General features: G+C 58.2%; 17 protein-coding genes and 2 pseudogenes. 8 read left to right on the plus strand and 11 right to left on the minus strand.

Annotated elements, in window-relative coordinates; all coding sequences use genetic code 11:
• Positions 1-38: 38 nt before the first annotated feature.
• A pseudogene (locus GHN86_RS24035) lies at positions 39-1,001 on the plus strand (Ig-like domain-containing protein); the annotation flags it as partial.
• A gap of 48 nt (positions 1,002-1,049) precedes the next feature.
• On the opposite strand, the pseudogene GHN86_RS07655 reads toward GHN86_RS24035, so the two are convergent.
• A pseudogene (locus GHN86_RS07655) lies at positions 1,050-3,272 on the minus strand (Ig-like domain-containing protein); the annotation flags it as partial.
• Positions 3,273-4,066: 794 nt separating this feature from the next.
• On the minus strand, positions 4,067-4,972 hold the full coding sequence (locus GHN86_RS07660; RefSeq protein WP_153378609.1) for a DMT family transporter: 906 nt from the start codon (positions 4,970-4,972) through the stop codon (positions 4,067-4,069).
• A 118-nt stretch (positions 4,973-5,090) separates the two neighbouring features.
• Between GHN86_RS07660 and GHN86_RS07665 the strand changes: the two genes are divergently transcribed.
• Positions 5,091-5,966, plus strand: a complete 876-nt coding sequence (locus GHN86_RS07665) for an AraC family transcriptional regulator (RefSeq protein WP_153378608.1) — start codon at positions 5,091-5,093, stop codon at positions 5,964-5,966.
• Between the two features lie 8 nt (positions 5,967-5,974).
• On the opposite strand, the gene GHN86_RS07670 is transcribed toward GHN86_RS07665, so the two are convergent.
• From GHN86_RS07670 to GHN86_RS07680, 3 genes are all read right to left on the minus strand, one after another.
• On the minus strand, positions 5,975-8,395 hold the full coding sequence (locus tag GHN86_RS07670; protein ID WP_153378607.1) for a TonB-dependent siderophore receptor: 2,421 nt from the start codon (positions 8,393-8,395) through the stop codon (positions 5,975-5,977).
• Positions 8,396-8,692: 297 nt separating this feature from the next.
• Positions 8,693-9,682 (minus strand): FecR family protein, encoded by a 990-nt coding sequence (locus GHN86_RS07675; RefSeq protein WP_323369261.1) that lies wholly within the window; start codon positions 9,680-9,682, stop codon positions 8,693-8,695.
• Positions 9,679-10,233, minus strand: a complete 555-nt coding sequence (locus GHN86_RS07680; protein WP_153378605.1) for an RNA polymerase sigma factor — start codon at positions 10,231-10,233, stop codon at positions 9,679-9,681. Before GHN86_RS07680 ends, GHN86_RS07675 begins: the two co-directional genes overlap by 4 nt.
• A 184-nt stretch (positions 10,234-10,417) precedes the next feature.
• Between GHN86_RS07680 and GHN86_RS07685 the strand changes: the two genes are divergently transcribed.
• The 4 genes from GHN86_RS07685 (at position 10,418) to GHN86_RS07700 (ending at position 15,068) form a co-directional block, all read left to right on the plus strand.
• Entirely contained in the window at positions 10,418-10,906 is a 489-nt protein-coding gene (locus GHN86_RS07685) for a sigma-70 family RNA polymerase sigma factor (RefSeq protein ID WP_153386327.1), read from the plus strand.
• The gene (locus GHN86_RS07690; protein WP_153378602.1) at positions 10,903-11,868 is read left to right on the plus strand and encodes a FecR domain-containing protein; all 966 of its coding nucleotides are present in this window, start codon (positions 10,903-10,905) and stop codon (positions 11,866-11,868) included. Before GHN86_RS07685 ends, GHN86_RS07690 begins: the two co-directional genes overlap by 4 nt.
• Before the next feature lie 230 nt (positions 11,869-12,098).
• Positions 12,099-14,438, plus strand: coding sequence for a TonB-dependent Fe(3+) dicitrate receptor FecA (fecA, locus tag GHN86_RS07695; protein ID WP_153386329.1), 2,340 nt, complete (start codon positions 12,099-12,101; stop codon positions 14,436-14,438).
• Between the two features lie 201 nt (positions 14,439-14,639).
• Positions 14,640-15,068 carry an HPF/RaiA family ribosome-associated protein gene (locus tag GHN86_RS07700; RefSeq protein WP_153378599.1) on the plus strand — a complete coding sequence of 143 codons (429 nt, stop codon included), beginning with the start codon at positions 14,640-14,642 and terminating at the stop codon, positions 15,066-15,068.
• Positions 15,069-15,144: 76 nt separating this feature from the next.
• On the opposite strand, the gene GHN86_RS07705 is transcribed toward GHN86_RS07700, so the two are convergent.
• Positions 15,145-15,645 carry a phosphate-starvation-inducible protein PsiE gene (locus GHN86_RS07705; RefSeq protein ID WP_323369260.1) on the minus strand — a complete coding sequence of 167 codons (501 nt, stop codon included), beginning with the start codon at positions 15,643-15,645 and terminating at the stop codon, positions 15,145-15,147.
• A 398-nt stretch (positions 15,646-16,043) separates the two neighbouring features.
• On the opposite strand from GHN86_RS07705, the gene GHN86_RS07710 reads away from it, so the two are divergent.
• Positions 16,044-16,301 carry a YebG family protein gene (locus GHN86_RS07710; protein ID WP_019410845.1) on the plus strand — a complete coding sequence of 86 codons (258 nt, stop codon included), beginning with the start codon at positions 16,044-16,046 and terminating at the stop codon, positions 16,299-16,301.
• Between the two features lie 81 nt (positions 16,302-16,382).
• Here GHN86_RS07710 and GHN86_RS07715 read toward each other — a convergent pair whose 3' ends face one another.
• From GHN86_RS07715 to hmgA, 4 genes are all read right to left on the minus strand, one after another.
• On the minus strand, positions 16,383-17,414 hold the full coding sequence (locus GHN86_RS07715; protein ID WP_153378598.1) for a Leu/Phe/Val dehydrogenase: 1,032 nt from the start codon (positions 17,412-17,414) through the stop codon (positions 16,383-16,385).
• Positions 17,415-17,668: 254 nt separating this feature from the next.
• Positions 17,669-18,307, minus strand: a complete 639-nt coding sequence (gene maiA / locus GHN86_RS07720) for a maleylacetoacetate isomerase (protein WP_153378597.1) — start codon at positions 18,305-18,307, stop codon at positions 17,669-17,671.
• A gap of 11 nt (positions 18,308-18,318) precedes the next feature.
• Positions 18,319-19,623 (minus strand): fumarylacetoacetase, encoded by a 1,305-nt coding sequence (gene fahA, locus GHN86_RS07725; protein WP_153378596.1) that lies wholly within the window; start codon positions 19,621-19,623, stop codon positions 18,319-18,321.
• A 3-nt stretch (positions 19,624-19,626) separates the two neighbouring features.
• Positions 19,627-20,931, minus strand: a complete 1,305-nt coding sequence (gene hmgA, locus GHN86_RS07730; protein WP_153378594.1) for a homogentisate 1,2-dioxygenase — start codon at positions 20,929-20,931, stop codon at positions 19,627-19,629.
• A gap of 163 nt (positions 20,932-21,094) precedes the next feature.
• On the opposite strand from hmgA, the gene GHN86_RS07735 reads away from it, so the two are divergent.
• Positions 21,095-21,889 carry an IclR family transcriptional regulator gene (locus tag GHN86_RS07735; protein ID WP_153378592.1) on the plus strand — a complete coding sequence of 265 codons (795 nt, stop codon included), beginning with the start codon at positions 21,095-21,097 and terminating at the stop codon, positions 21,887-21,889.
• 12 nt (positions 21,890-21,901) lie between these two features.
• Here the strand turns inward: GHN86_RS07735 and GHN86_RS07740 are convergent, their stop codons facing one another.
• The gene (locus GHN86_RS07740; protein WP_153378590.1) at positions 21,902-22,273 is read right to left on the minus strand and encodes a hypothetical protein; all 372 of its coding nucleotides are present in this window, start codon (positions 22,271-22,273) and stop codon (positions 21,902-21,904) included.
• Positions 22,274-22,324: the final 51 nt, after the last annotated feature.

Genomic DNA, 22,324 nt, shown 5'->3' on the forward strand with positions numbered 1-22,324 from the left:
CCGACGCTGCGGGCAATCAATCACCGGCCACGAATGTGGTGGCGGGCGATACCACAGCGCCCGATGCGCCGACAGAATTGGCCGTCAGCACCGACGGCCTGAGCGTAACCGGCAAGGGTGAGCCTGGCGCATCAGTCACCGTCAAGGACAGTGCTGGCAATGTCATTGGCTCCGGCACAGTGGCCACTGATGGCACCTTTGCGGTCATCCCCAACACCCCGCAGACCAATGGTCAGCCCCTGAACGTGACGCAAACTGACGCGGCCGGTAATCAATCGCCGTCCACTCCGGTGACCGCGGGGGATACTACGGCCCCAGACGCTCCGACTGTTCTAGCCGTTAACGTTAATGGCGGGACCCTCACAGGCAAAGGCGAGCCAGGCACGACAGCCACCGTCAAAGATGCCGCTGGCAATGTGCTCGGCACAGGCACTGTGGCGGCCGACGGCACTTTTGCAGTCAAACTGGGCACGTCCCAGACCAACGGCCAACCGCTTGACGTGACCCTCACAGACGGTGCCGGTAATGAGTCGCCCGCCACCAACGTGTTGGCGGGCGATACCACGGCGCCTAATGCCCCGACCGAGCTTGCACTGGCGGCTGACGGGGTGTCTTTCACCGGCAAAGGTGAAGTGGGCAGCACTGTTCACGTCAGAGACAACAACGGCAATTTACTGGGCACTGGCACTGTAGGTGCCGACGGCAACTTTGCCGTGACCCTGAACCCGGCGCAGATTGCCGGCAATCAAACGGGCACCACACTGACAGACGCCGCGCTGAATCAGTCGTTGGCGACCAGCTTTCTGGTGTTGGGTGGCGGCACAGGGGGGGAGCCAGTTATTCCTCAGGCGCCTACTGATCTGGAGGTTACGCAGGATGGGCTGAAGCTGACCGGCAAGGGAGAACCCCAGGCGCTGGTCATCGTCAAAGATGCAGCGGGAGCGGTGATCGGTACCGGTTTTGTCGGTGCTGACGGCACTTTCAACATCACCTTCGGCACCGCACTGAGCTCCGGCGATCGAGTGGATGTCACCTTGACCAACGCCACCGGTGGCGTTGGTCAAGGTGACATCCACTCGATCGCCGGAGCTCAGTGCGGTGCCGAAGGTGATGTTGAAAGTGCCGTCAGCACCGACAAAACCGGTACCGATCACCGCTCCCGCTGCATCTTTGACGATGACCAGCGCCTGGGGTTCTCCCTTGCCGGTCAGCTTCAGCCCATCCTGCGTAACCTCCAGATCAGTAGGCGCCTGAGGAATAACTGGCTCCCCCCCTGTGCCGCCACCCAACACCAGAAAGCTGGTCGCCAACGACTGATTCAGCGCGGCGTCTGTCAGTGTGGTGCCCGTTTGATTGCCGGCAATCTGCGCCGGGTTCAGGGTCACGGCAAAGTTGCCGTCGGCACCTACAGTGCCAGTGCCCAGTAAATTGCCGTTGTTGTCTCTGACGTGAACAGTGCTGCCCACTTCACCTTTGCCGGTGAAAGACACCCCGTCAGCCGCCAGTGCAAGCTCGGTCGGGGCATTAGGCGCCGTGGTATCGCCCGCCAACACGTTGGTGGCGGGCGACTCATTACCGGCACCGTCTGTGAGGGTCACGTCAAGCGGTTGGCCGTTGGTCTGGGACGTGCCCAGTTTGACTGCAAAAGTGCCGTCGGCCGCCACAGTGCCTGTGCCGAGCACATTGCCAGCGGCATCTTTGACGGTGGCTGTCGTGCCTGGCTCGCCTTTGCCTGTGAGGGTCCCGCCATTAACGTTAACGGCTAGAACAGTCGGAGCGTCTGGGGCCGTAGTATCCCCCGCGGTCACCGGAGTGGACGGCGATTGATTACCGGCCGCGTCAGTTTGCGTCACGTTCAGGGGCTGACCATTGGTCTGCGGGGTGTTGGGGATGACCGCAAAGGTGCCATCAGTGGCCACTGTGCCGGAGCCAATGACATTGCCAGCACTGTCCTTGACGGTGACTGATGCGCCAGGCTCACCCTTGCCGGTTACGCTCAGGCCGTCGGTGCTGACGGCCAATTCTGTCGGCGCATCGGGCGCTGTGGTATCGCCCGCCACCACATTCGTGGCCGGTGATTGATTGCCCGCAGCGTCGGCCAGGGTTACATCGAGGGGCTGGCCGTTGGTTTGGGGGGTATTCGGGGTGACTGCAAAAGTGCCGTCAGCCGCTACCGTACCGGTGCCGATGACATTCCCGGCACTGTCTTTGACCGTGACTGATGCGCCGGGCTCACCCTTGCCGGTTACGCTCAGGCCGTCGGTGCTGACGGCCAGTTCTGTCGGCGCATCGGGCGCTGTGGTATCGCCCGCCACCACATTCGTGGCCGGTGATTGATTGCCCGCAGCGTCGGTCAGGGTTACATCGAGGGGCTGGCCGTTGGTCTGCGGGGTATTCGGGGTGACTGCAAAAGTGCCGTCAGCCGCCACCGTACCGGTGCCGATGACATTCCCGGCACTGTCTTTGACCGTGACTGATGCGCCGGGCTCACCCTTGCCGGTTACGCTCAGGCCGTCGGTGCTGACGGCCAGTTCTGTCGGCGCATCGGGCGCTGTGGTATCGCCCGCTGTGACTTCACTGGCAGGCGACTGATTGCCCGCGCCATCGGTCAACGTGACCTCAAGCTTTTCGCCATTGGTCTTGGGTGGGTCCAGATTGACCTGAAAATTGCCGTCCGTTCCGACAGTGCCTTTACCGATGACATTACCGGCGGCGTCCTTGACGGTGACTTGGGTTCCGGCCTCACCTTTACCCGTTAAAAAAGTACCATCCTTACTGACTTCCAGACCGGTTGCGGCCGAGGGCGCCGTGGTATCGGCTGGCGTGTCACCGCCTCCGCCGCCGCCCCCACCGCCGCCGCTAACCGCCGCGATTGCACCGGCCGCGCCGAGCAAACTAAGGCCCCACACGACCCAGTCCGGCACGCTGCTTTCACCTGCAGCAGCCAGTGTCAGGTCATCGAGTCCAGAAATGGGGGTGTACGTGAAACCGCTGTAGGGCGACGAATACTTGGCCAGCATCAAACTACCGTCAGCGTTCTCCAGTACCAGCTGACTCTGCGCACCCTCCGCGCCCGCTACAAAGAAATTCTGAACCGTTACCGTCTCGCCAGACTTAAGCACAACAACCAGGTCATTCCCTATTTGTTGGGAAGACTGAATACTTTCAGGGCCAAAGGGTAACTGTACAATGCTGGTGCCTTTTAAACTGACACTGCCCGCCGCTTCTGTCACCGCCCCCGTCGCCTTATCGACAACCTTTATATTGTTCATATCCCACCTTGTTTTCCATGGATTAATACGCGGCAAGCAAACGCATTGTTAAATTCAATGCGAGCAACTACCCAGCGTCGGCGTTCACACCGAACCTACGTTTAAATAATTAGCGATTGAGGCGTCAGAACAGTATTGAGGTGTCAACCGACGCCCGCGGGCTCTTGTCGACCTCGGGCCACGAGACGTCTGCATCGTGGTCTGATAGGCCGTTCAAGGCATGCTGGGGGGTTGAACAAGCGCGCGGAGTTCTGCGCCAAGGGCGGGCATAGCACCGCAGAAAATAACTGCGCGACATAAGCATTGATTCGAATCCATTCATTATCCATTCCGTTTACACCTGTACTGCACGCGATGAATCACGGTGATAAACATTGAGCGTTCACCGTGCGACCAAACGACGCACAGGAAAGTACAAACATATTAGCCAGATGAGTCTCAATATCAAAACGGCTGCAGACAGCTTTAAAGCAGACGCCTTAAAAAGCGCACACGCACGCCACATACACGCCTAACCGTATTGGCACACAACGCACACAGAAACTCATCCGATTATAATAAAACGCACATTCAACACGCCTTTAAGCCAACACTAACTTATTAAATAGCGCTATATACAAAGTTATACCGTCGACTTAAAAGTCCCGTGATCATTGCGTTTGCCGTCAATTGAAATTAACGACCTGAATCTCGGTCTTGAAAATGTATCGTTTCGGCGGTCAATGGGGGGGGGGATTGGAAGGGAGGGTGAAGCGCACAGGGCCATCGTCATGGCCCTGATCGACCGCAGTGACTTAGCGAGCCGGGGCCACATTCAGCGGCGCGGCTACCGGCTTGGGTTTACGAAACACCAGCACATTGCCCAGCATCACCAGCACCAGCCCCATGAGCGCAGGTGCCGTCCACTGATACCCTTCAGCAAAGGCCGACACGTTTAATGCCACCAAGGGGAACAATACGGTGCAATACGCCGCCCGCTCCGGGCCCATGCGGCCCACTAGCGTGAGGTAGGCGGTAAAGCCAATCACCGAACCCGGTATCACCAAATACAGCAAAGAGCCGATATAACGCGCGTTCCACTCCATCGTGAACGGGATGCCGCTCACCGCGCAGTACACCGCCAGCATGCTTGCGCCATACAACATGCCCCACGCGTTGGTGGTCAGCGGCTTGAGGCCAGCCTTTTGTTGCAGGCTCGACAGCATGTTGCCTGCTGAAAAACACATCGTACCGAGCAAGGCCAATCCCAACCCGAGCAGCGTTTGAGGGGTGGCGGTGTGTGCGCTCAATTCCGGCCAGAACAGGAAGCCCAGTCCCAGCAAGCCCAGCCCACCGCCCAGCAGAACGTTGCGGGCGATCTTTTGTTTGAAGAAGATGCGCGCATTCAAGGCATTCCACAGCGTGGCCGTGGAAAACACCACGGCAATCAAACCGGTGGTGACCCACTGGCTGGCCGTCAGAAAACACATGAAGTTCACGCAAAACAGGCACAACCCTTGCGCCAGACAAATCAAGTGTCCGCGCTTGTTCATCACCTGCAATTTGCGGCTCAGCAGCAACAGGGCAAACAACACCAGTGCCGCCAGTCCAAAGCGGTACACGATGGACACGGGAATGGCCACGACGCCTAGTTGTAGCTTGAGCGCCAGCCAGGTGGTGCCCCAAATCAACACCGTCAACAAGTACAAGGATAAGTTCATGGCACGCTCCTGAAGATGGCTTTCAGTGTGCGTCCTGGGCTGCGCATGCAGTTGCAGATTCTTGCGCTTTTGTGGCGCCGGGGCTGGCAGTCGTGGGGCGAGGGAGTACGATGGCCACATGCCCGCTTTCGATACCCTGCAAGTCTTTCAATCCATGAGCCGCTCGCCAAATGCTCGCCTTGAGCACTGTGCCGAGCTCGGTGACGGAATGGCTGCGGCCCTGTGGACCAACCATCACGACGCCCGCGATTATGAGGCGCCGACTCATCACACCTTGTCTTGCTACATCTCGGGCGGCACCGGCACCTTTCGCCGCGACCAGCCGAGTGCCAAGGGCGCGCCGGGCAAGCTATGCGTGTTGCCTGCCGAGCATCAATCGGCGTGGGTCATCAACGGCGAGATCCGCCTGGCCCATGTGTATGTCAGTCAGGAGCAGTTCGCCCTGGGCTGTATCAGCCTGCTGGATAAAGAGCCGCGTACCCTGCAACTGCGTGAGTTTACGTTTTTGGATGATGCGCGCCAGACTCAGCGATTTCATCAACTGCTGACCTTGAACTGGAATGAACCGGGCGAGCGATTGCTCACCAGCAGTTTGGCCAGCGCCCTGCTCGATCATGCGGTACTGACTCAGGTGGGGATGCGCAGCGGGCTGCAACTCAAGGGTGGGCTGGCCGCTTATCAACGCCGCCAGTTGGTGGAACGCATTGAACACGGGTTGGCCGAGCCACTGAGCATTGGCCAACTGGCCGCCCAGTGTGCGCTGTCGCCTTATCACTTTGCGCGTATGTTTCGAGAGAGCTTCGGTGTGCCGCCGCATCAATACCTGCTGGCCCGGCGACTGACCCGAGCGCGCGAATTGTTGCGCAACAGCCCTTTGAGCCTGGGGGATGTAGCGCTGGCGTGCGGTTTTGCCAGCGCCAGCCATTTTGCCAATCGGTTCAGACAGAGCCTGGGGGCCACGCCGGGCGAATACCGCGCGGCGTTTAAACCCTGAACCCGAGGTTAAAACTCCAACGTGCTGGAAATGGACACTTGCCGCGAATCGCCCATCGAGACAAACATGCGGCTGGCAGCCGAGGTGTAATACACCCGATTGAAGAGGTTTTTGACGTTGAGCTGCACTTTGACTTTTTGCCCTTCAACATGGGTGTCGTAAGTGGCAAAGGCATCCGCCACGGTGTAGGCCGGCAGTTCGAAGTCATTCAACGCATCACCCGCGCGCTCTCCCACATAACGCGCTCCACCGCCCACGCGCAATTTGTCTCCACCGACCACATTGCCGAAGTCATACACCGCCGACAACGAGCCGCTGTTTTTCGCCACGTTCTGCAAGCGCATCCCCTGATAGGTCGCGTCTTTGGTGACTTCGGCATCGGTGTAGGCATAGCTGCCGATCAAGCTCCACTGATCGGTCAACTGGCCGCTGACGTCCAGCTCCAGCCCCCGCGAACGCACCTGACCAGCCGTTGAGTAAACGGTATCCTCGCCCACTGTCGTCGACACCAAGACGTTGCGCTTTTTAATGTCGTAAAGGGCCACACTGCCGGTGATACGTCCCGGAATATCCAGTTTGGCGCCCAGTTCCCAGGACTTGGATTGCTCCGGGGCGATGGCCGAATCCAGCACCACACCGCCGGTCAACGGCGCGATGGTGGAGTTGGGTTTGAATGACTCGGTGTAGCTGCCATAGAACGACAGCTCATCGGTGTAGCGATACACCAGACCGGCTCGCGGTATCCACTTCACACCGTTGGTGTCGGTGTTGGCCGTAAACGGAATGCCTTTGCCCGCCAGTTGGTCGTATTTCTGAAAGCGCGCACCCGCCACCAGAATCCATTGATCGGTCAGATGAATCGAATCCTGTGCAAACAGCGAGTCGCTGCGCAGCAGGTCGGTCTGGTTGCTGTCACTGGCGCTCACCGTCGTGCCCGCCACTTCATTGCCGTACACCGGATTCAGGTAACTAAAAGTGGACGTGCTGTTTTGCCGGATCAATTCGGCGCGGTAGATCTTGCGGTACTCGTCATCCACCCCGAACACCAGGTCATGCTGCATACCAGCCGCTTGCACCTTGCCTTGCAGACTGACGGTGGCAAATCGGTCAGTGGTGATCGCGCCTTGGGTGCCGTCCATTTTCCGGGTCAGGGTGCCCGTCGTCGGATTGACCGCCGTCACTCGCACTTGACTGGCATCGTAAGTTTCGCGGTTCCAGCTGTAGCCCAGGTGGGCTTTCCAGTCGTCGTTGAGGTCGTGATCGACTTCAAGACGGTACAGGTCAGAACGCCCTTCCATGTTATTGAAGGGTTCATCGAGACGGCGCGTGGCCGGAATGTCCAAAGGGTGATTGGTGGCCGGGTTGATCGCCGTGCCGCGATCGAACGGAACGAGGAATTCGCGGTGTTCGTACGCCAGCAGCACTTGGGTGTTATCGCCATACCAGGCCAAAGACGGGGCAATCAGGGTTTCGCGGTGCAAGCCAAAGTTGCGCCAGTAGTCTTCATCTTCGTGATCGATGATCATCCGGTAAGCCAGCCCCGAATCCCCCAACGGGCCGGTGCTGTCGAGGCTGCCACCACTGCCGTTTTTACCCGAGCCGTAGGTGGAGCCACGCACCGTCAGCGCGTTGTATTGCTCCAGTTGTGGCTTTTTGCTGACCACGTTGACCACGCCGCCGGGGTCTTGAATGCCATACAACAGCGAGGCTGGCCCCTTGAGGGCTTCGACTCGTTCGGTGGTAGCGTTCAGCGCCCGGCCCTGCACCAGCGGCATGCCATCGCGCATGATCGAGCCGTCACGGTTGTCACCAAAACCGCGCTTCATCACCGAATCCTGAGTACCGCCCAGCGTGTTCCCTTGGGTGATACCGCTGATGTTATTCAGCGCGTCATCCAGATTGCGCGGCGCTTGATCGCGAATCACCTGAGCGGCAACCACATTGATGGTCTGCGGCACTTCCATGGACGAACCGGTGCCGCGCATGACGGACGAAGTGGCCGGCGGCTGATAGCTGGTGTCGATCGACGTTTGCGAAGTGATGCTGGTGGCGCCGAGGTTCAGCGCACCGTCCGTAGGCTGGGGTTCAAGTGCAAAGGTGTTGGCGTCCGTGCGGCGAGCATTGAAGCCGGACAAGGCAAGTAACTGCTGCAAGGCCTTATCGGCACTCAAGCGTCCCTTGACGGCTGGAGCTTGCAGGCCCAAAGGCGCATCGTCGGTGTAGACCACGCTGAGACCGGTCAAGCGGCTGAAATCGTTCAGGGCCTGCGGCAACGGTTTGGCTGCCAGATTGAAATCAAACAGCGCACTGGCCTGCTGTTGTGGCACCTCGGCGGCCACTGCCACGTACAGCGGATTGAGCGCCAACCCGGCCATCACGACTGCCGACGCGCCGAACCACTGTTTCACCGAACTTGCCCTGGACTTCATGCTCATGACCTGTGTGTCGACTCGATACGGAATGCGAATTTTTCGCATTTTCAAGCACTACACGGATGGGCTCTGGGTTTACCTCACTTGCGCAGTGAAAATAATTTATTACCCTCACCCCAACCCCTCACCCTAGCCCTCTCCCGGAGGGAGAGGGGGCCGATGTGCGGTGTTTTTGAATGTGCATGCGGTCAGTCCCCTCTCCCTCTGGGAGAGGGGGCCGATGTGCGGTGTTCTTGAATGTGCATGCGGTCAGTCCCCTCTCCCTCTGGGAGAGGGTTAGGGTGAGGGTTAAAGTCAACGCAACACAATCAGCCCAAACAGCCGGTGCTGCTCAAACCCGAGCACGCCCTGCAACGAATCAAGCACCGCCTGCGGGTTCTGGCTGGGAAAACTGCCACTGATACGCCGCTCACCCAATGGGCGGTTGAGCAACACAATCTGCCCCGGGTAATAACGCTGAAGATCGGCCACAACCTCCGCCAACGGCGTGCTGGCGTACGTAAGCCAGCCTGTACGCCAGGCCAGTCGGGCCTGACTGTCGACTCGATGAACCGCCTCACCGACCACCCCGGCGTCGTAAGCCACTTGCTGATCGGCGGTCACAATTTGCTGCGCCGCCTCTTTATCCGCCTTGACCCCGACCCGCCCTGACAACACCGTGACCTGCGCGCCATGAGGCTGCAAGCGCACTTCAAACTCTGTGCCCAGCACCCGCGCCTCACCGCCGTGGGCATCCACGACAAAGGGTTCGCCCGTATGAGTGACATGGAAAAACGCCACACCCCGGCGCAGCTCGACATGCCGCTCGCCTCGGCGAAAGTGAATGGCGATGGCACTGTCGGCATCCAGCGTGACCTGCGATTGATCGGCCAGCGTCACGGTGCGTACTTGCCCCGGCGCACTGACGTAATCAGCGCCCAGATCATCAATCCAGCGCAACGGCTGCCAGCCCGCAAACACGCCCACCATCATCAACAGACAGGCTGCAACGGCCAAACTGCTGGACCCGCGCGGCAACCAGCGGCGTCGAGGCGCATCCATCGATGACAGATAACGCTGCAACACCAGCGCCTCTTCATCGGCCAGCGTACTGCCCGCCACTTCACTCATTTCCCACAGCACTTGCGCCTGGGCATAGGCCTGGGCATGCGCAGGGTCTGCTTGAAGCCAGCGACTGAACGTGGCCTGATCGCCGCTGTCGGGCTGGTCGTGCAGCACACTGAGCCATGCCAGCGCCGTGCGTTCCTGCTCCGGGGTGACGGGGATACTTGAACGGTTGATCACGACACGGTCCCTGCACTCGGCTCACGCAAACTGGCCTTACAGGCCTCCAGGGCACGCATCATATGTTTTTCGACGGCACTTTGGGACACGCCCATGACCTTGGCGATGTCGGCATAGGTACGCCCGTGGATGCGGTTCAGAAGAAAAATGTGGCGCGTGCGCTCAGGCAAACCGCGCAAGGCGGCTTCGACCTGACGTAAGTCATGGCCCGCCTCCAGCGCCGCTTGAGGTTCGCAGCCATGGTCGTCCGGCTCGATCTGCCAGTGCTGGTTGACCCGCCCGCGCACGCCTTCGCTGCGCAGATGGTCAATCGCAATATTGCCGGCGCTGCGCAGCAGGTAGGTGCTGAGTTCTTCGACATGCACCAGCGGCCGACGCCAGAAACGCAAAAACAAATCCTGTACCAGATCGGCCGCCGTGGCCCGACAGCCCACGCGGCGGCTTACCAGCGCTTCCATTTGCGGACGCTGGGATAAAAACACCTGCAAAAAATGCGCGCGTCCGTGGCGCGCTTCACGGCCGGGGCCATCCTTGAGTTCGGGAGGGGTCATGAGCGTCGGGGTACAGGTCAAAAGGGAAAGCGATACTAATGATAAATATTCTCATAGGCAAAGTGAGATGACGGTCTGCATCCCCGTGTTTGATCAGTGGTGATTGCTCAATACAATCACCCGCCCCTACAATGCGAACAATTCTTGTTCTCTAAAGCGTTATCAACGCAGCATGGAGTCGTCGTTGCCGCCGTCAAATACCGTTGAAGTCCTGTATCTGGACCACCACAGTTGGCTCACGGGTTGGTTGCGGCGCAAGCTGGGTTGCCCGCACAGCGCCGCCGACCTGGCGCAAGACACCTTCATGCGACTGCTGAGTGCTCGCGAAACACCGAGCATTACCGAGCCTCGTGCATTTTTGACCGTGGTCGCGAAACGGGTGCTGTTTAACCATTACCGCCGTCAGGATCTGGAGCGTGCCTACCTGCAAGCGCTGGCTGACATGCCCGAACAGCTCGCGCCCTCTGAAGAAGAACGCGCCATCATTCTGCAAACGCTGATGGAGCTGGACCAATTGCTCGATGGCCTGCCCACCCCCGTCAAGCGCGCTTTTTTACTGGCTCAGGTCGACGGTATGAGCTACGCCGACATCGGTGCCCAACTCGGCATTTCGATTGCCACGGTCAAACGCCATTTGAATAAAGCCGCCCTGCGCTGCTACTTCGCTCTATGAACGGCGCGTTCAATAGCCCGGGGGACATTTCCTCGGGCGTCGCCGAACAAGCCGTCAGTTGGCTGGTGGAAATGCAGGAAGGCCCCCTCAGCCCACGCCGTCAACACGCGTGGGAACATTGGCTGCAGGCCCACAGTGAACACCAGCGCGCGTGGGAACATATTCAACGGATCAACCAGCGCTTGCGCGGTTTATCGTCACCGCTGGCCCACGCCGCCCTCAATGCACCGCAAAGTCGCAGTCGGCGTCAGGCATTGAAACTGTTGCTGCTGTTGGGCGCCGGTTCGGCACTGACCTACGGCTTGCGCGATCAATTGCCCATCACGCCCCTGATGGCGGACTACAGCAGCCCGGTGGGCCAGCGGCGCAAGTTGCACCTGCAGGACGGCAGCCAGATTCACCTCAACACCGCCAGCGCGGTGGATGTGCGTTTTGATGCACAGCGACGTGTGATTCGTCTGCTCGAAGGCGAGATGCTGCTCACGGCAGCGCAGGATGCTCGCCCGTTGCAGGTGCTGACGGACCACGGCAGCGTGCAGCCGCAGGTGGCACGCCTCAACGTGCGTCAGTTTGCCGACCGCACAGAGTTGGCGGTCTTTGACGGTCAGGTCGCCCTTGCGCCAACGGCCCACTCGGGGAGTCCGCTGCGTGTGTCAGCCCATCAACAACTGAGGTTTAACCGTCAGGCATGGACCACTCCGCGCCCGTTGGACGCCAGCAGTGGTGCCTGGGCTGACGGCATACTGGTGGCCGCGCACATGCGTCTGGGCGACTTTCTGGCAGAGCTGGGACGTTATCGCCGTGGCCAGCTCAACTGCGATCCCAAGGTGGCTGACTTGCTGATTTCCGGCACCTACCCGGTAGACGACAGCGAGCGGGTACTCGACTTGCTGGCTGTCAGCTTGCCCGTAAGGGTCAAACGCTTTACCCGGTATTGGGTGACGGTTGAAGCAAAAGCCTGAGCAAATGCGCTGCACATCCCCGTAGCAGCTGCCGAAGGCTGCGTCCGAGGGCGAAGCACTCGCTCACCTTGCACGCGGATTTGGGCTTTACGACGGCTACGCCGCCGGACGCAGCCTTCGGCAGCTGCTACGGGTTACGGAGCTAATTTTTGGCGAACATGAGCTGTTTTCAAATCTGGCGTGACAGAGAAGGTAAGCCCCTTCAATTTTGACCCTCTCAGGATGTTTTCATGCCCGCCCAGTCTTCTCGCCTCACGTCTTTGGCCCGCTTGTTGTTAGGCGCCAGCTTGAGTTTCAGCGCCTTGCCCATGGCCTTTGCCGATTCGGCAAAAAGCTACCACATCGCACCGTCCTCGCTGGAAAACGCGCTGAACCAATTCGGACGTGAAGCTGGCGTCATGATTTCGTTCAGCTCTGAAGTCGCCAGCGGAATCCAGAGCAAAGGCCTGGATGGCGATTACAGCCCTGAGCTGGGCTTGCAGACACTGCTTGAGGGCACCGGCCTGCAAGCCCGCGCCGAAGGGCAAGGCGCATTCAGCTTGCAACCCGTGCCTGCGCAGAGCGCTCCGCAAAGCGTCGAATTAAGCGCCTCGACAGTGGTCGGCGACTGGCTGGGCGATGCCGCACAAACCAACGTATTTGAGCACGCCGGTGCGCGTGACGTGATCCGCCGTGAGGAGTTTGAGCGTCAAGGCGCGACGTCCGCCCGTGAAGTGCTTAACCGTATCCCGGGGGTCAACGCGCCAGAAAACAACGGCACCGGCAGCCACGATATGGCGCTGAACTTCGGCATACGCGGGCTAAACCCTCGCCTGGCCACCCGCTCCACCGTACTGATGGACGGCATTCCCGTGCCCTTCGCTCCTTACGGTCAGCCGCAGTTGTCCTTCGCCCCCATCAGCATGGGCAACATGGATGCCGTGGACGTCGTACGTGGCGGCGGCGCGGTACGGTATGGCCCGCAAAACGTGGGCGGTATCGTCAATTTTGTAACCCGCGCCACCCCCGACGAACCCACGGTAAAAGCAGGTTTTCAGACTGAAACCAGCCCGTCCTCAACTCAAGACGGCTTCAAAAAAACCGCCAACCTGCTGGCGGGCGGCACCGCCGACAATGGGCTGGGCGGCGCTTTGCTGTATTCCGGCGTGCGCGGCGGCGATTGGCGTCAGCACAGTGACACGCGCATCGACGACCTGATCCTCAAGGGCAACTATCAGCTCGACGATGCCAACAGCTTCAATGCGATGGCCCAGTATTACGATGGCGAAGCCGACATGCCCGGCGGCCTGAGCACAGCGGCCTTCAAGGCTGACCCGTATCAGTCCACACGCCCGAACGACAAGTTCTGGGGCCGTCGCACGCTGGTCAACTTCGGCTATCGCTACCAGCAGGACCGCCGCGAATTTACGGTCAACAGCTTCTTCACCAAAACCTTGCGCAGCGGTTATCTGGATCAGGGCACCTTCCTGTCGCTGTCACCGCGCGAGTACTGGGTACGCGGGATTGAAACCCGATTAGCACAAGGCTTCGATCTGGGTAATACCAGCCACGAAGTGGGCATGGGCTACCGCTACATCAACGAAGCCGGTCACGAGTTGCGCTACCGCACACCGATAGCCGCCAACGAACTGCCGACCACCAGCAGCCGCAATGACCGCGACACGCGCGGTGCCACTGAAGCCCACGCGTTCTTTATCGACGACAAAATCGACATCGGCAAATGGACGTTCACACCCGGCATTCGCTACGAAATGATTGAGCAGCAGCAAACCAACCTGCTGACGAACGTGAAGTACAAAGGCGATTACAACACCCCCCTCCCGGCGCTGAACGTGATGTATCACGTGACCGACAGCTGGAATATCTACGCCAACACCGAAGGCTCCTTCGGCAGCGTGCAGTACAGCCAGATGCCCAACCGTGTCACCGGTGGTGAAGTAAAACCGGAAAAAGCCCGCACATGGGAAATCGGCACACGCTACGACAATGGCAACCTGCGAGCGGAGATCGGCGCCTTTCTGATCAACTTCAACAACCAATATGACAGCAACCAGACCACCGACACGGTGATCGCGCGCGGCAAAACCCGCCATCAAGGCATTGAAGCCAGCATCAACTACGCGCTCGACGACGTCAGCCCGATCCTGTCCGGCTTTGATGTGTACGCCAGCTACGCCTATGTTGACGCCACTATCCGCGAAGATGGGCCAAACAAGGGCAATCGTGTGCCGTTCTCCTCTAAAAACAAAGGCACGTTGGGGGTTGGTTACACTCAGGGCCAATGGAAGGCGAATCTGGACAGTAATTTCCAGAGCAACCAGTTCGCCGATAACGCCAACACCCGCGCCGAAAGTGCCGACGGCAGCACGGGCCTGATCCCTGGCTATATGATCTTTAACAGCCGTGTCGCCTACGATTTTGGCCCAAAACTGGCAGACTTGAATGTGGCCTTCGGGGTCAAAAACATCCTCAATCACGAGTATTACACCCGCTCGTTTGACGACAACAACAAAGGTAAATACGTGGGTGAGCCACGAACCCTATACGTCCAGACCTCTGTTGCATTTTGATATGAATCGGCAAAGTCCCGCCCACGCGGGACTTGGCTTGCGTCAAAGACTGACGCCGGTCACAACCTGCGAGACTTCCTGAAAATAGTGCTTGAAATATTTCCTCGTCGGCCCAAACACTGTAATTGAGCGATGACGATGAACCTTTGACTACGCGAGGCCGTCAGACCTCACACGAGCACGCTATATAAGGGAAGAATTATGCAAACTGAAGTCTTTTCCGATAAGAACATCGCCGTTGACGTACGTACCCAACAGTGGGTTACAGCAACAGTAGAAGTTACGCTCGAACGTCACCTGGAAGACTTGTCCAGAGTAATCGTACATCTCACCGACGAAAACGCTGGTAAGTCAGGCCCTGGAGATAAACGCTGCAAAATGGAGGCTCGACCTAAAGGCCACCAGCCTATTGTGGTGACTCAGGATGCAAACACATTGACCCAAGCGGTGGAGGGCGCTTCTGAAAAACTGGAGCACGCTCTGGAACACCTGTTCGGCAAACTGCGCGGCAAGCACACGCCAAAACTTCCCGCTGAAGGGTTCGAAGAGAAAGAACCCAAGCAATCTGCTGACGACCTGCTCGAAGAAGAGTTTTTAGAGAAAGAAAAAGAACTCGATAAAATCAGCTGATTCATCGCTCAGGACGTATAAAAAAGGGCGGGCCTACTTCGGTAGGCCGGCCCTTTTTATCGCCTGAGGCGAACCACTACAGCTCGCCCTTCTCCACTTCCGGATGCTCACTGGAGCCTGCTCCGGTTTTGCGGCGCGGGTTCTCGATCTTTACCGATGGGAACTGCGAAGATGCATAGCGCACCACCAGGATGGCAATTGCCAGCAGCAGAATTGCCCCGGTCAAATACACCACGCCCATGTCCGGCGGGTTGTGGTGAGACACGTTGGAAATCAACAAGCGGGTCAAAGCCGTGATCGCCACATAAATCAGGAAGCGCACAGGCATGTGGTTGGTTTTGAAATAAATCCCCACCATGGCGCCCAGCTCAAGGTAGATAAACAGCAGCAAAATATCGTCGATTGAGATATTGCCCTTCTCGACCATCTGCAAAAATTCCATCACCGCGGCCCAGGCGGTCACCGCACCAATGGCGAACAACGCCAAGTAGTGGAAGGTTTCAACGAACAAATTGCCCATCGATTCCGCCAGCTCATGTACCTGACGACGTAGCTTTTCAGCTTTGTTTACTCTCACGATGCAGCTCCTTGAATCGACTCGAACGGATCATCCGCGATGCACATGACACTTTCTGCATGCAGAAAAAAGGCCAGCCATCGCCAATGAGATGATGGACGGCGTCGATTAGGCACGTCAGCTGCCGTTGCAGACATCAATTGCAGCTAGATTAAAAAGGCACTATTCAAACCTGAAGGATTGGCTTATCCTTTTAGCTGTATATAAATACAGTAATCGTTAGGATCTGTACGAAATGTTTTCGAGCGAAGGTTAGGCAAGGTGAAAACAGGCGAGGAAGCGGAGTCTACGGGTTGTAAATGAGCATTCCGAGCCTGTTTTCAACGCCGCATAACCGAGTGCAGATACATTCCGTACAGATCCTGGATAAATTATCGTGAAGGCATACGAGGTGGTAAATGGCCGTCGAAGTGGTATACCGCAGCAGCCGAGATCTGGAGCGTTTGTTCATGGATAAAGCCGAAGCTGACCGTCATGACAAAATGCTGGAGTTGGCCGAGTTGCTGGCCGAAGTGCTGCAAAAAGCTGTGCCATCGTTGAGCGAGCAGCAAGTTGAAGAAGCCGGTATTTACATGGCGAAAAATCGCGATGTGTTTGCCAAGGCGTTTAAAAGCCAGCCGGACGCCCTGTCCGAGTTGCTGGTCGATAGCGAATAACCACACCGCGTATTCGCTCGCTGCCCCTACCCTGAAAGTCGTTCTTTCAGGTTGGGCGCTGCCTTGAGTCCCCCAGAGTCGCTAGCCCGTTCCTTTGCCGTAAAGCAGGCGCTGTGCCAGTTCATCGGACACCCTGGCCGGTGAACGTTTTTCAGCCTGAGCGTGAGCATAAATACCCGTCAACCGTTCGCTGATACGTAGCAACTGTTGGTTGATTGCCTCAGGGGCAGCGCCCTGATAGGTCAGAGCCATATAGATCAACCCGCCCGAATTGATCACGTAGTCGGGCGCATACAAAATGCCCCGGCGTTCCAGCTGATCGGCTACTTGCAGGTTGGTCAGCTGGTTATTGGCGCATCCAGCCACTGCTGAACAACGCAGTTGTGCCACGCTGTGCCAGTTGAGCACTCCGCCCAAACCACAGGGTGCCAAAATATCGCAGGGTGTACTGAGCAAGGCTTCGCACGCGATGGGGTGTGCCCCTAACTGCTCCATGGCCATTCGCACTTTTGCGGGATCGATGTCGCACACCAGCAGCTCCGCCCCAGCCATGTGCAGTTGCTCAGCCAGAGCGAAACCTACTTTGCCCAACCCCTGAATTGCCACACGCAAACCTTCAAGGTTGTCGCTGCCCAAGCGCGAAGAGGCTGTGCTTCGGATACCGGCAAACACACCCATAGCCGTATGCGTCGAAGGATCACCCGCCGCCGTGGTGCTGGCAACGTGTCGGGTCTGCTGGGCGATGCAGTCCATGTCCACGGTGGAAGTGCCGCTGTCGATGGCTGTGATGTAACGGCCATCGAGTTGTTCAACGCAGCGCCCAAAAGCTTCAAAAAGGGCAGCACGGCTTTCAACATGGGGCGCGCGCATGATCACGGCCTTGGCTCCTCCCACCGCCAGACCGGCGAGCGCAGCTTTATAGCTCATGTCCTGGGCCAGGCGAATGGCATCGCTGACCGCACTGTCATCGTTGGGATACGCCAAATAGCGACACCCCCCCAACGCTGGCCCCAAACGGGTGCTATGAATGGCGATCACGGCTTTGAGCCCCGTAACGGGATCAACACTAAGGTGCAGCGACTCAACGTGAGCGCTTTGCATGAGAGCAAACATTCACAAGCCCTCGAACGATTTCAGGTAATCGGCAGTATAGGCGGCAGGTAAAACTTCGCCGAAGTACGCAGGAATAAGTCAGCACCCTTTTCAGAGATTCGGACATAACCCGCAGGCAGGTTGAAGCCCCTTTGGGCCTTATCGCAGCCTTCGTTCCTCGGCAGCGACTACCCGCTGGCATCAAACCTGTAGTCGCTGCCGAGGAACGAAGGCTGCGATCGGTCGAGAAGCGATCGAAAGCCCAACCCTACTATCTAAACAGGTGTATCGGGCTGTTGCGAGGGATGGGCCTTCAGAAAGGCCGGATGGTTGTGGGCCAGTGCCGCCACCCGCGCAATACGTGGGAAGGTGGCCAGCGAGACCTTGAACCGTTCAGCGGCGTATACCTGTGGAATCACGTACACATCTGCCAGTCCAGGCTCAGGACCAAAGCAGTAACCGCTATCGCCAATCATGTTTTCGATGGCCGCCAGCCCCTGGCTGATCCAAAGGCTGATCCACTGCATCACTTGCGCTTCATCCTGCCCCGACTGACGCAGTTGATTAAGCACACTGACGTTGTGCAGCGGGTGAATGTCGCACGCCACCAATGCCGCCACCGCGCGCTCATGGGCGCGGGTAATCAAGTCTGCAGACAGCAAGGGCCTCCGAGGATAACGCTCTTCCAGGTATTCGATGATGGCCGGTGACTGGCTTAAAAATCCGCCTTGGTCGGTACGCAGCGTCGGAACGCGGCCTTGCGAGTTGATCGCCAGATACTCAGGCTGATGATGCTCGCCACCGCCCGGCGCGATCAAATTGACCGGTATCGACTGATAATCCAGACCTTTAAGCGCCAGTGCAATGCGCACCCGGTAAGACGATGTGGAGCGATAATAGGTAAAGAGCTGCATGACACACTCCCTTATAGCGCGGCCACCACCTTGCCACGACACTCGCCAAAGCCGATGGAGACAAAACCCTCACGGGCGCAGCGCGCACGAAGGATGATTTCGTCGCCATCTTCCAGAAACCGCCGAGTCTCGCCGCCAGGCAGCTCAATCGGGTGCTTACCGCCTTCGGTGATTTCCAACAGGCTGCCCAGTTGTGAACGCTGCGGTCCCGACAATGTGCCTGAGCCAAACAAATCACCCGCCTGCAACTGGCAACCGTTGACGCTGTGATGCGCCACCAACTGCGCAGCGGTCCAGTACATGTTCAGGCTGTTGCTCAAACCCAGTCGATAGGCGGGCAGGTTACGTTGTCGCATTGACTCGGTCAGCAACAGCACTTCCAGTTCGATGTCCAGCGCGCCCCCGGCCTGATCCTTGGAGTCCAGCAAGTAGGCAAGCGGTTGCGGGTCGCCTTCAGGACGCGCCGTTTGTGGACGGCGGAACGGCTCCAGCGCTTCGGCTGTCACCACCCACGGTGAAATGCTGGTGATAAAGCTCTTGGACAGAAACGGCCCCAACGGTTGGTATTCCCACGCTTGAATATCACGCGCTGACCAGTCATTCAGCAGGCAAAATCCGGCAATGTGCTCGCCCGCCTCACTCACAGGGATCGCGCAGCCCATGTCATTGCCCTGCCCTATCCAGATACCCAGCTCCAGCTCGTAATCCAGCCGGGCGCACGGGCCAAAATTCGGTTCTGTCTGACCTGCCGGCAAGGTTTGACCTTTTGGGCGCCGTACCTCGACACCCGACGCACGTATGGTCGAAGCACGACCGTGGTAACCAATAGGGACGTACTTGTAGTTAGGCAGCAGCGGATTATCAGGGCGGAACAATTTACCGACATTTTTTGCGTGTTCGATACCGACATAAAAATCGGTGTAATCGCCAATTTTGGCTGGCAGGTGCATTTCACACTCGCAGGCTAAAGGCAGCAGACGCGCACCTTGAGCTTCAATCTTGCCGCGCAGGGTGCTGCCTTCGTTGAGCAGTTCCAGCAATCTTTCGCGCAACGCGACTCGAGCGCTGCGGCCCAATGCAAAGAAAGCGTTCAGCGCGCCACCCAGCGAAGCTTCAACCGCCGCTTTAGCCTCACCTTCAAACAAACCCGCAGCCAGCGCCGCTTCCAGATCAAAAATGTGCTCGCCAATGGCAACACCGCTACGAGGCGCTGAGCCCTTGTGACTGAACACGCCCAGCGGCAAGTTTTGCAGTGCGAAGTCACTGTGTCCGTTGGCAGACGCCACCCAACTGCGGGCAAGTGAGAACTGGGTCATGGGTTATCTCCGATTCGGGTTGAACGTTGCAGGCAGCGAGGCCCAGCACGCGTCATAACTGGATTGCAATTGCGGGCACTCAAGGGCGAACCGACTGGGGCGCAACACTTGGCTGGTTTCAAACATAAAGGCCATGGTGTTGTCGATCTTGCTCGGTTGCAGGTCGGCGGCAATGGCTTTGGTGCAGGTTTCAGCGTCCGGACCATGGGCGCTCATGCAGCCGTGCAGCGAGGCGCCACCCGGCAGAAAGCCTTCTGCTTTGGCGTCGTAGCTGCCCTGAATCAGGCCCATGTATTCGTTCATCAGGTTGCGATGAAACCACGGCGGCCTGAATGTATTTTCAGCCACCATCCAGCGCGGCGGGAAAATCACGAAATCGAGGTTAGCCATTCCCGGCACACTGGAGGGCGAGGTCAAGACGGTGAAGATCGACGGGTCCGGGTGATCGAAGCTAACCGTGCCCAGGGTGTTGAAACGGCGCAGGTCATATTTGTAGGGCACGTTGTTGCCATGCCAGGCGACAACGTTCAGAGGCGAGTGGTCCAGCTCACAGCCCCACAGTTCACCCAGGAATTTCTGCACCAGACGGGTGCATTGCTGCCCGTCTTCGTAACAGGCAACCGGCGCCAGAAAGTCTCGTGGATTGGCCAGACCGTTGCTGCCGATCGGGCCCAGGTCAGGCAGGCGCAGCGGCGCGCCATGATTCTCGGCCACGTAACCGCGGGCGTTCGCATCGAGCAGTTCAACCCGAAACTTCATACCCCGCGGAATCACGGCCATTTCCAGAGGCTCAATCTCCAGGTAGCCCAATTCGGTTGCAATCCGCAAACGGCCCTGCTCGGGCACCAGCAGCAGTTCACCATCGGCATCGAAGAACACGCGCTGCATGGATGTGTTGGCGCGATAGTGATAGATGCTGATGCCGGCGGGTTTTTCCGGGCTACTGTTGGCAACCATCGCCACCAGGCCATCGATAAAATCGGTGGGTTCTTCTGGAATGGGCAGAGGGTTCCAGCGCAAGCGGTTGGGTGTGACAGCACCTGATGCACCGCCTGCTAATTGCCGCTCCAGCTTGACGAATGCGGGATGATTGGCTGACGGCTTGATGCGGTACATCCATGTTCGCCGCGATTCGCTGCGCGCCATGGTAAACGCAGTACCCGACAGCAACTCGGCGTACAAACCATAGGGGACTTTTTGCGGGGAGTTCTGACCAATCGGCAAGGCGCCGGGCAGTGCTTCACTGCTGAATTCGTTGCCAAAACCGGACTGATAGGCCAAGGCTGGCGCAGGCGTGTCTAGGTTCATGAAGCCTCCGAAATGGAGAAGACAGAGACTGCACACGGCGATAAACAGGCCAGAGCGTCACTGCGTTGTTATTATCGTAATCCAATTACGCATAACGTAATTTGATTGCTTTTAAGCGTCAAGCTATAAAGACGCCCTCCCGTACCGAGGTAACAGCGCCACCATGGAAAAGCCCCGCAGCAGCAACGACAGCACTGGCAAGCAAAAAGTGCGCTCCGCCGAGGTGGGTACAGACATCCTCAAGGCCTTGGCACAACTGTCACCGTCGACCTCACTGTCACGCTTGGCCGAGCACGTGCAAATGCCCGCGAGCAAAGTGCACCGCTATTTACAGGCGCTGATTGCCAGTGGCTTTGCTGAGCAGAATGTGGCCACCAATCATTACGGGCTGGGGCGCGAGGCGTTGCGCGTAGGGCTGGCTGCGCTGAACAGTATGGATGTACTGAAAGTAGCGGCTGCGCCCTTGGCCCAATTACGCGACGATTTGAACGAAACCTGCTTTTTGGCGGTGTGGGGTAATCAAGGTGCGACCGTGGTACGCATTGAAGCCGCCGTGCGCGCTGTCACGGTGGTGACCAAGCCAGGATCAGTTTTGCCTTTGCTGAGTTCATCCACCGGCCTTGTGTTCAATGCCTTTTTACCCGACCGCGAAACCGCAGAGCTGCGCGAGCAGGAATTAAGCAGTGATCAGGTTCATCCACTGCAAACACCCGCTGCCTATGCGGTGCTGAGTGAGGAGATCCGCCAGCGCGGTTTGCACTTCGTACACGGTTTGCTGATGCCGGGCGTTGATGCTCTATCGGCCCCGATCTTTGATGCCACAGGCCAGGTCGCTGGTGTATTGACCGTTGTAGGCCCTGCTTCCCTGTTTCATGCGGATGAGCATGGACCCGCAGCCAAACAGCTATTGGCTGCGAGCCAGGCAGTCAGTTGGCGGATGGGGTATCAGCCGGGCTAGAGGGGAATCTCATCACTCCAGCCACTCGTACTTGGCGGCATCGAGCAAGTCGCTCATGATTGATTCGACCTGCTTAATCGACGGTGATTTCACCCTATAGCGGTCATCGAAAGTCCAGTCATTCGAGAACACCCCAGTCAACCAATCATCAAACGACTGCACCTTGCCCCACTCCAACGTATCCATACCCAAGTCCAGCAAGGTCTGGCTGAAGACCACGCGAAGTTCAACAATGTCCTTCACTGTATTGATATGAAGACTTTGGCAATCTATTGCATAGGCCTGCAGTTGCTCATTTAGAAAGTCACGCGCCCGCTCGACGACTTTCGGGCTGGATTTAAGAGTGAAGTGAGTATCGAATATATGGTTGTCTACTTTTTTCATAATGTAGCTCCTGTCATTGCTCTCGGCCCATCCCAGCGTCTTGCCGCGATG

The sequence above is a fragment of the Pseudomonas helleri genome (assembly GCF_009600315.1).
Classification (GTDB): domain Bacteria; phylum Pseudomonadota; class Gammaproteobacteria; order Pseudomonadales; family Pseudomonadaceae; genus Aquipseudomonas; species Aquipseudomonas helleri_A.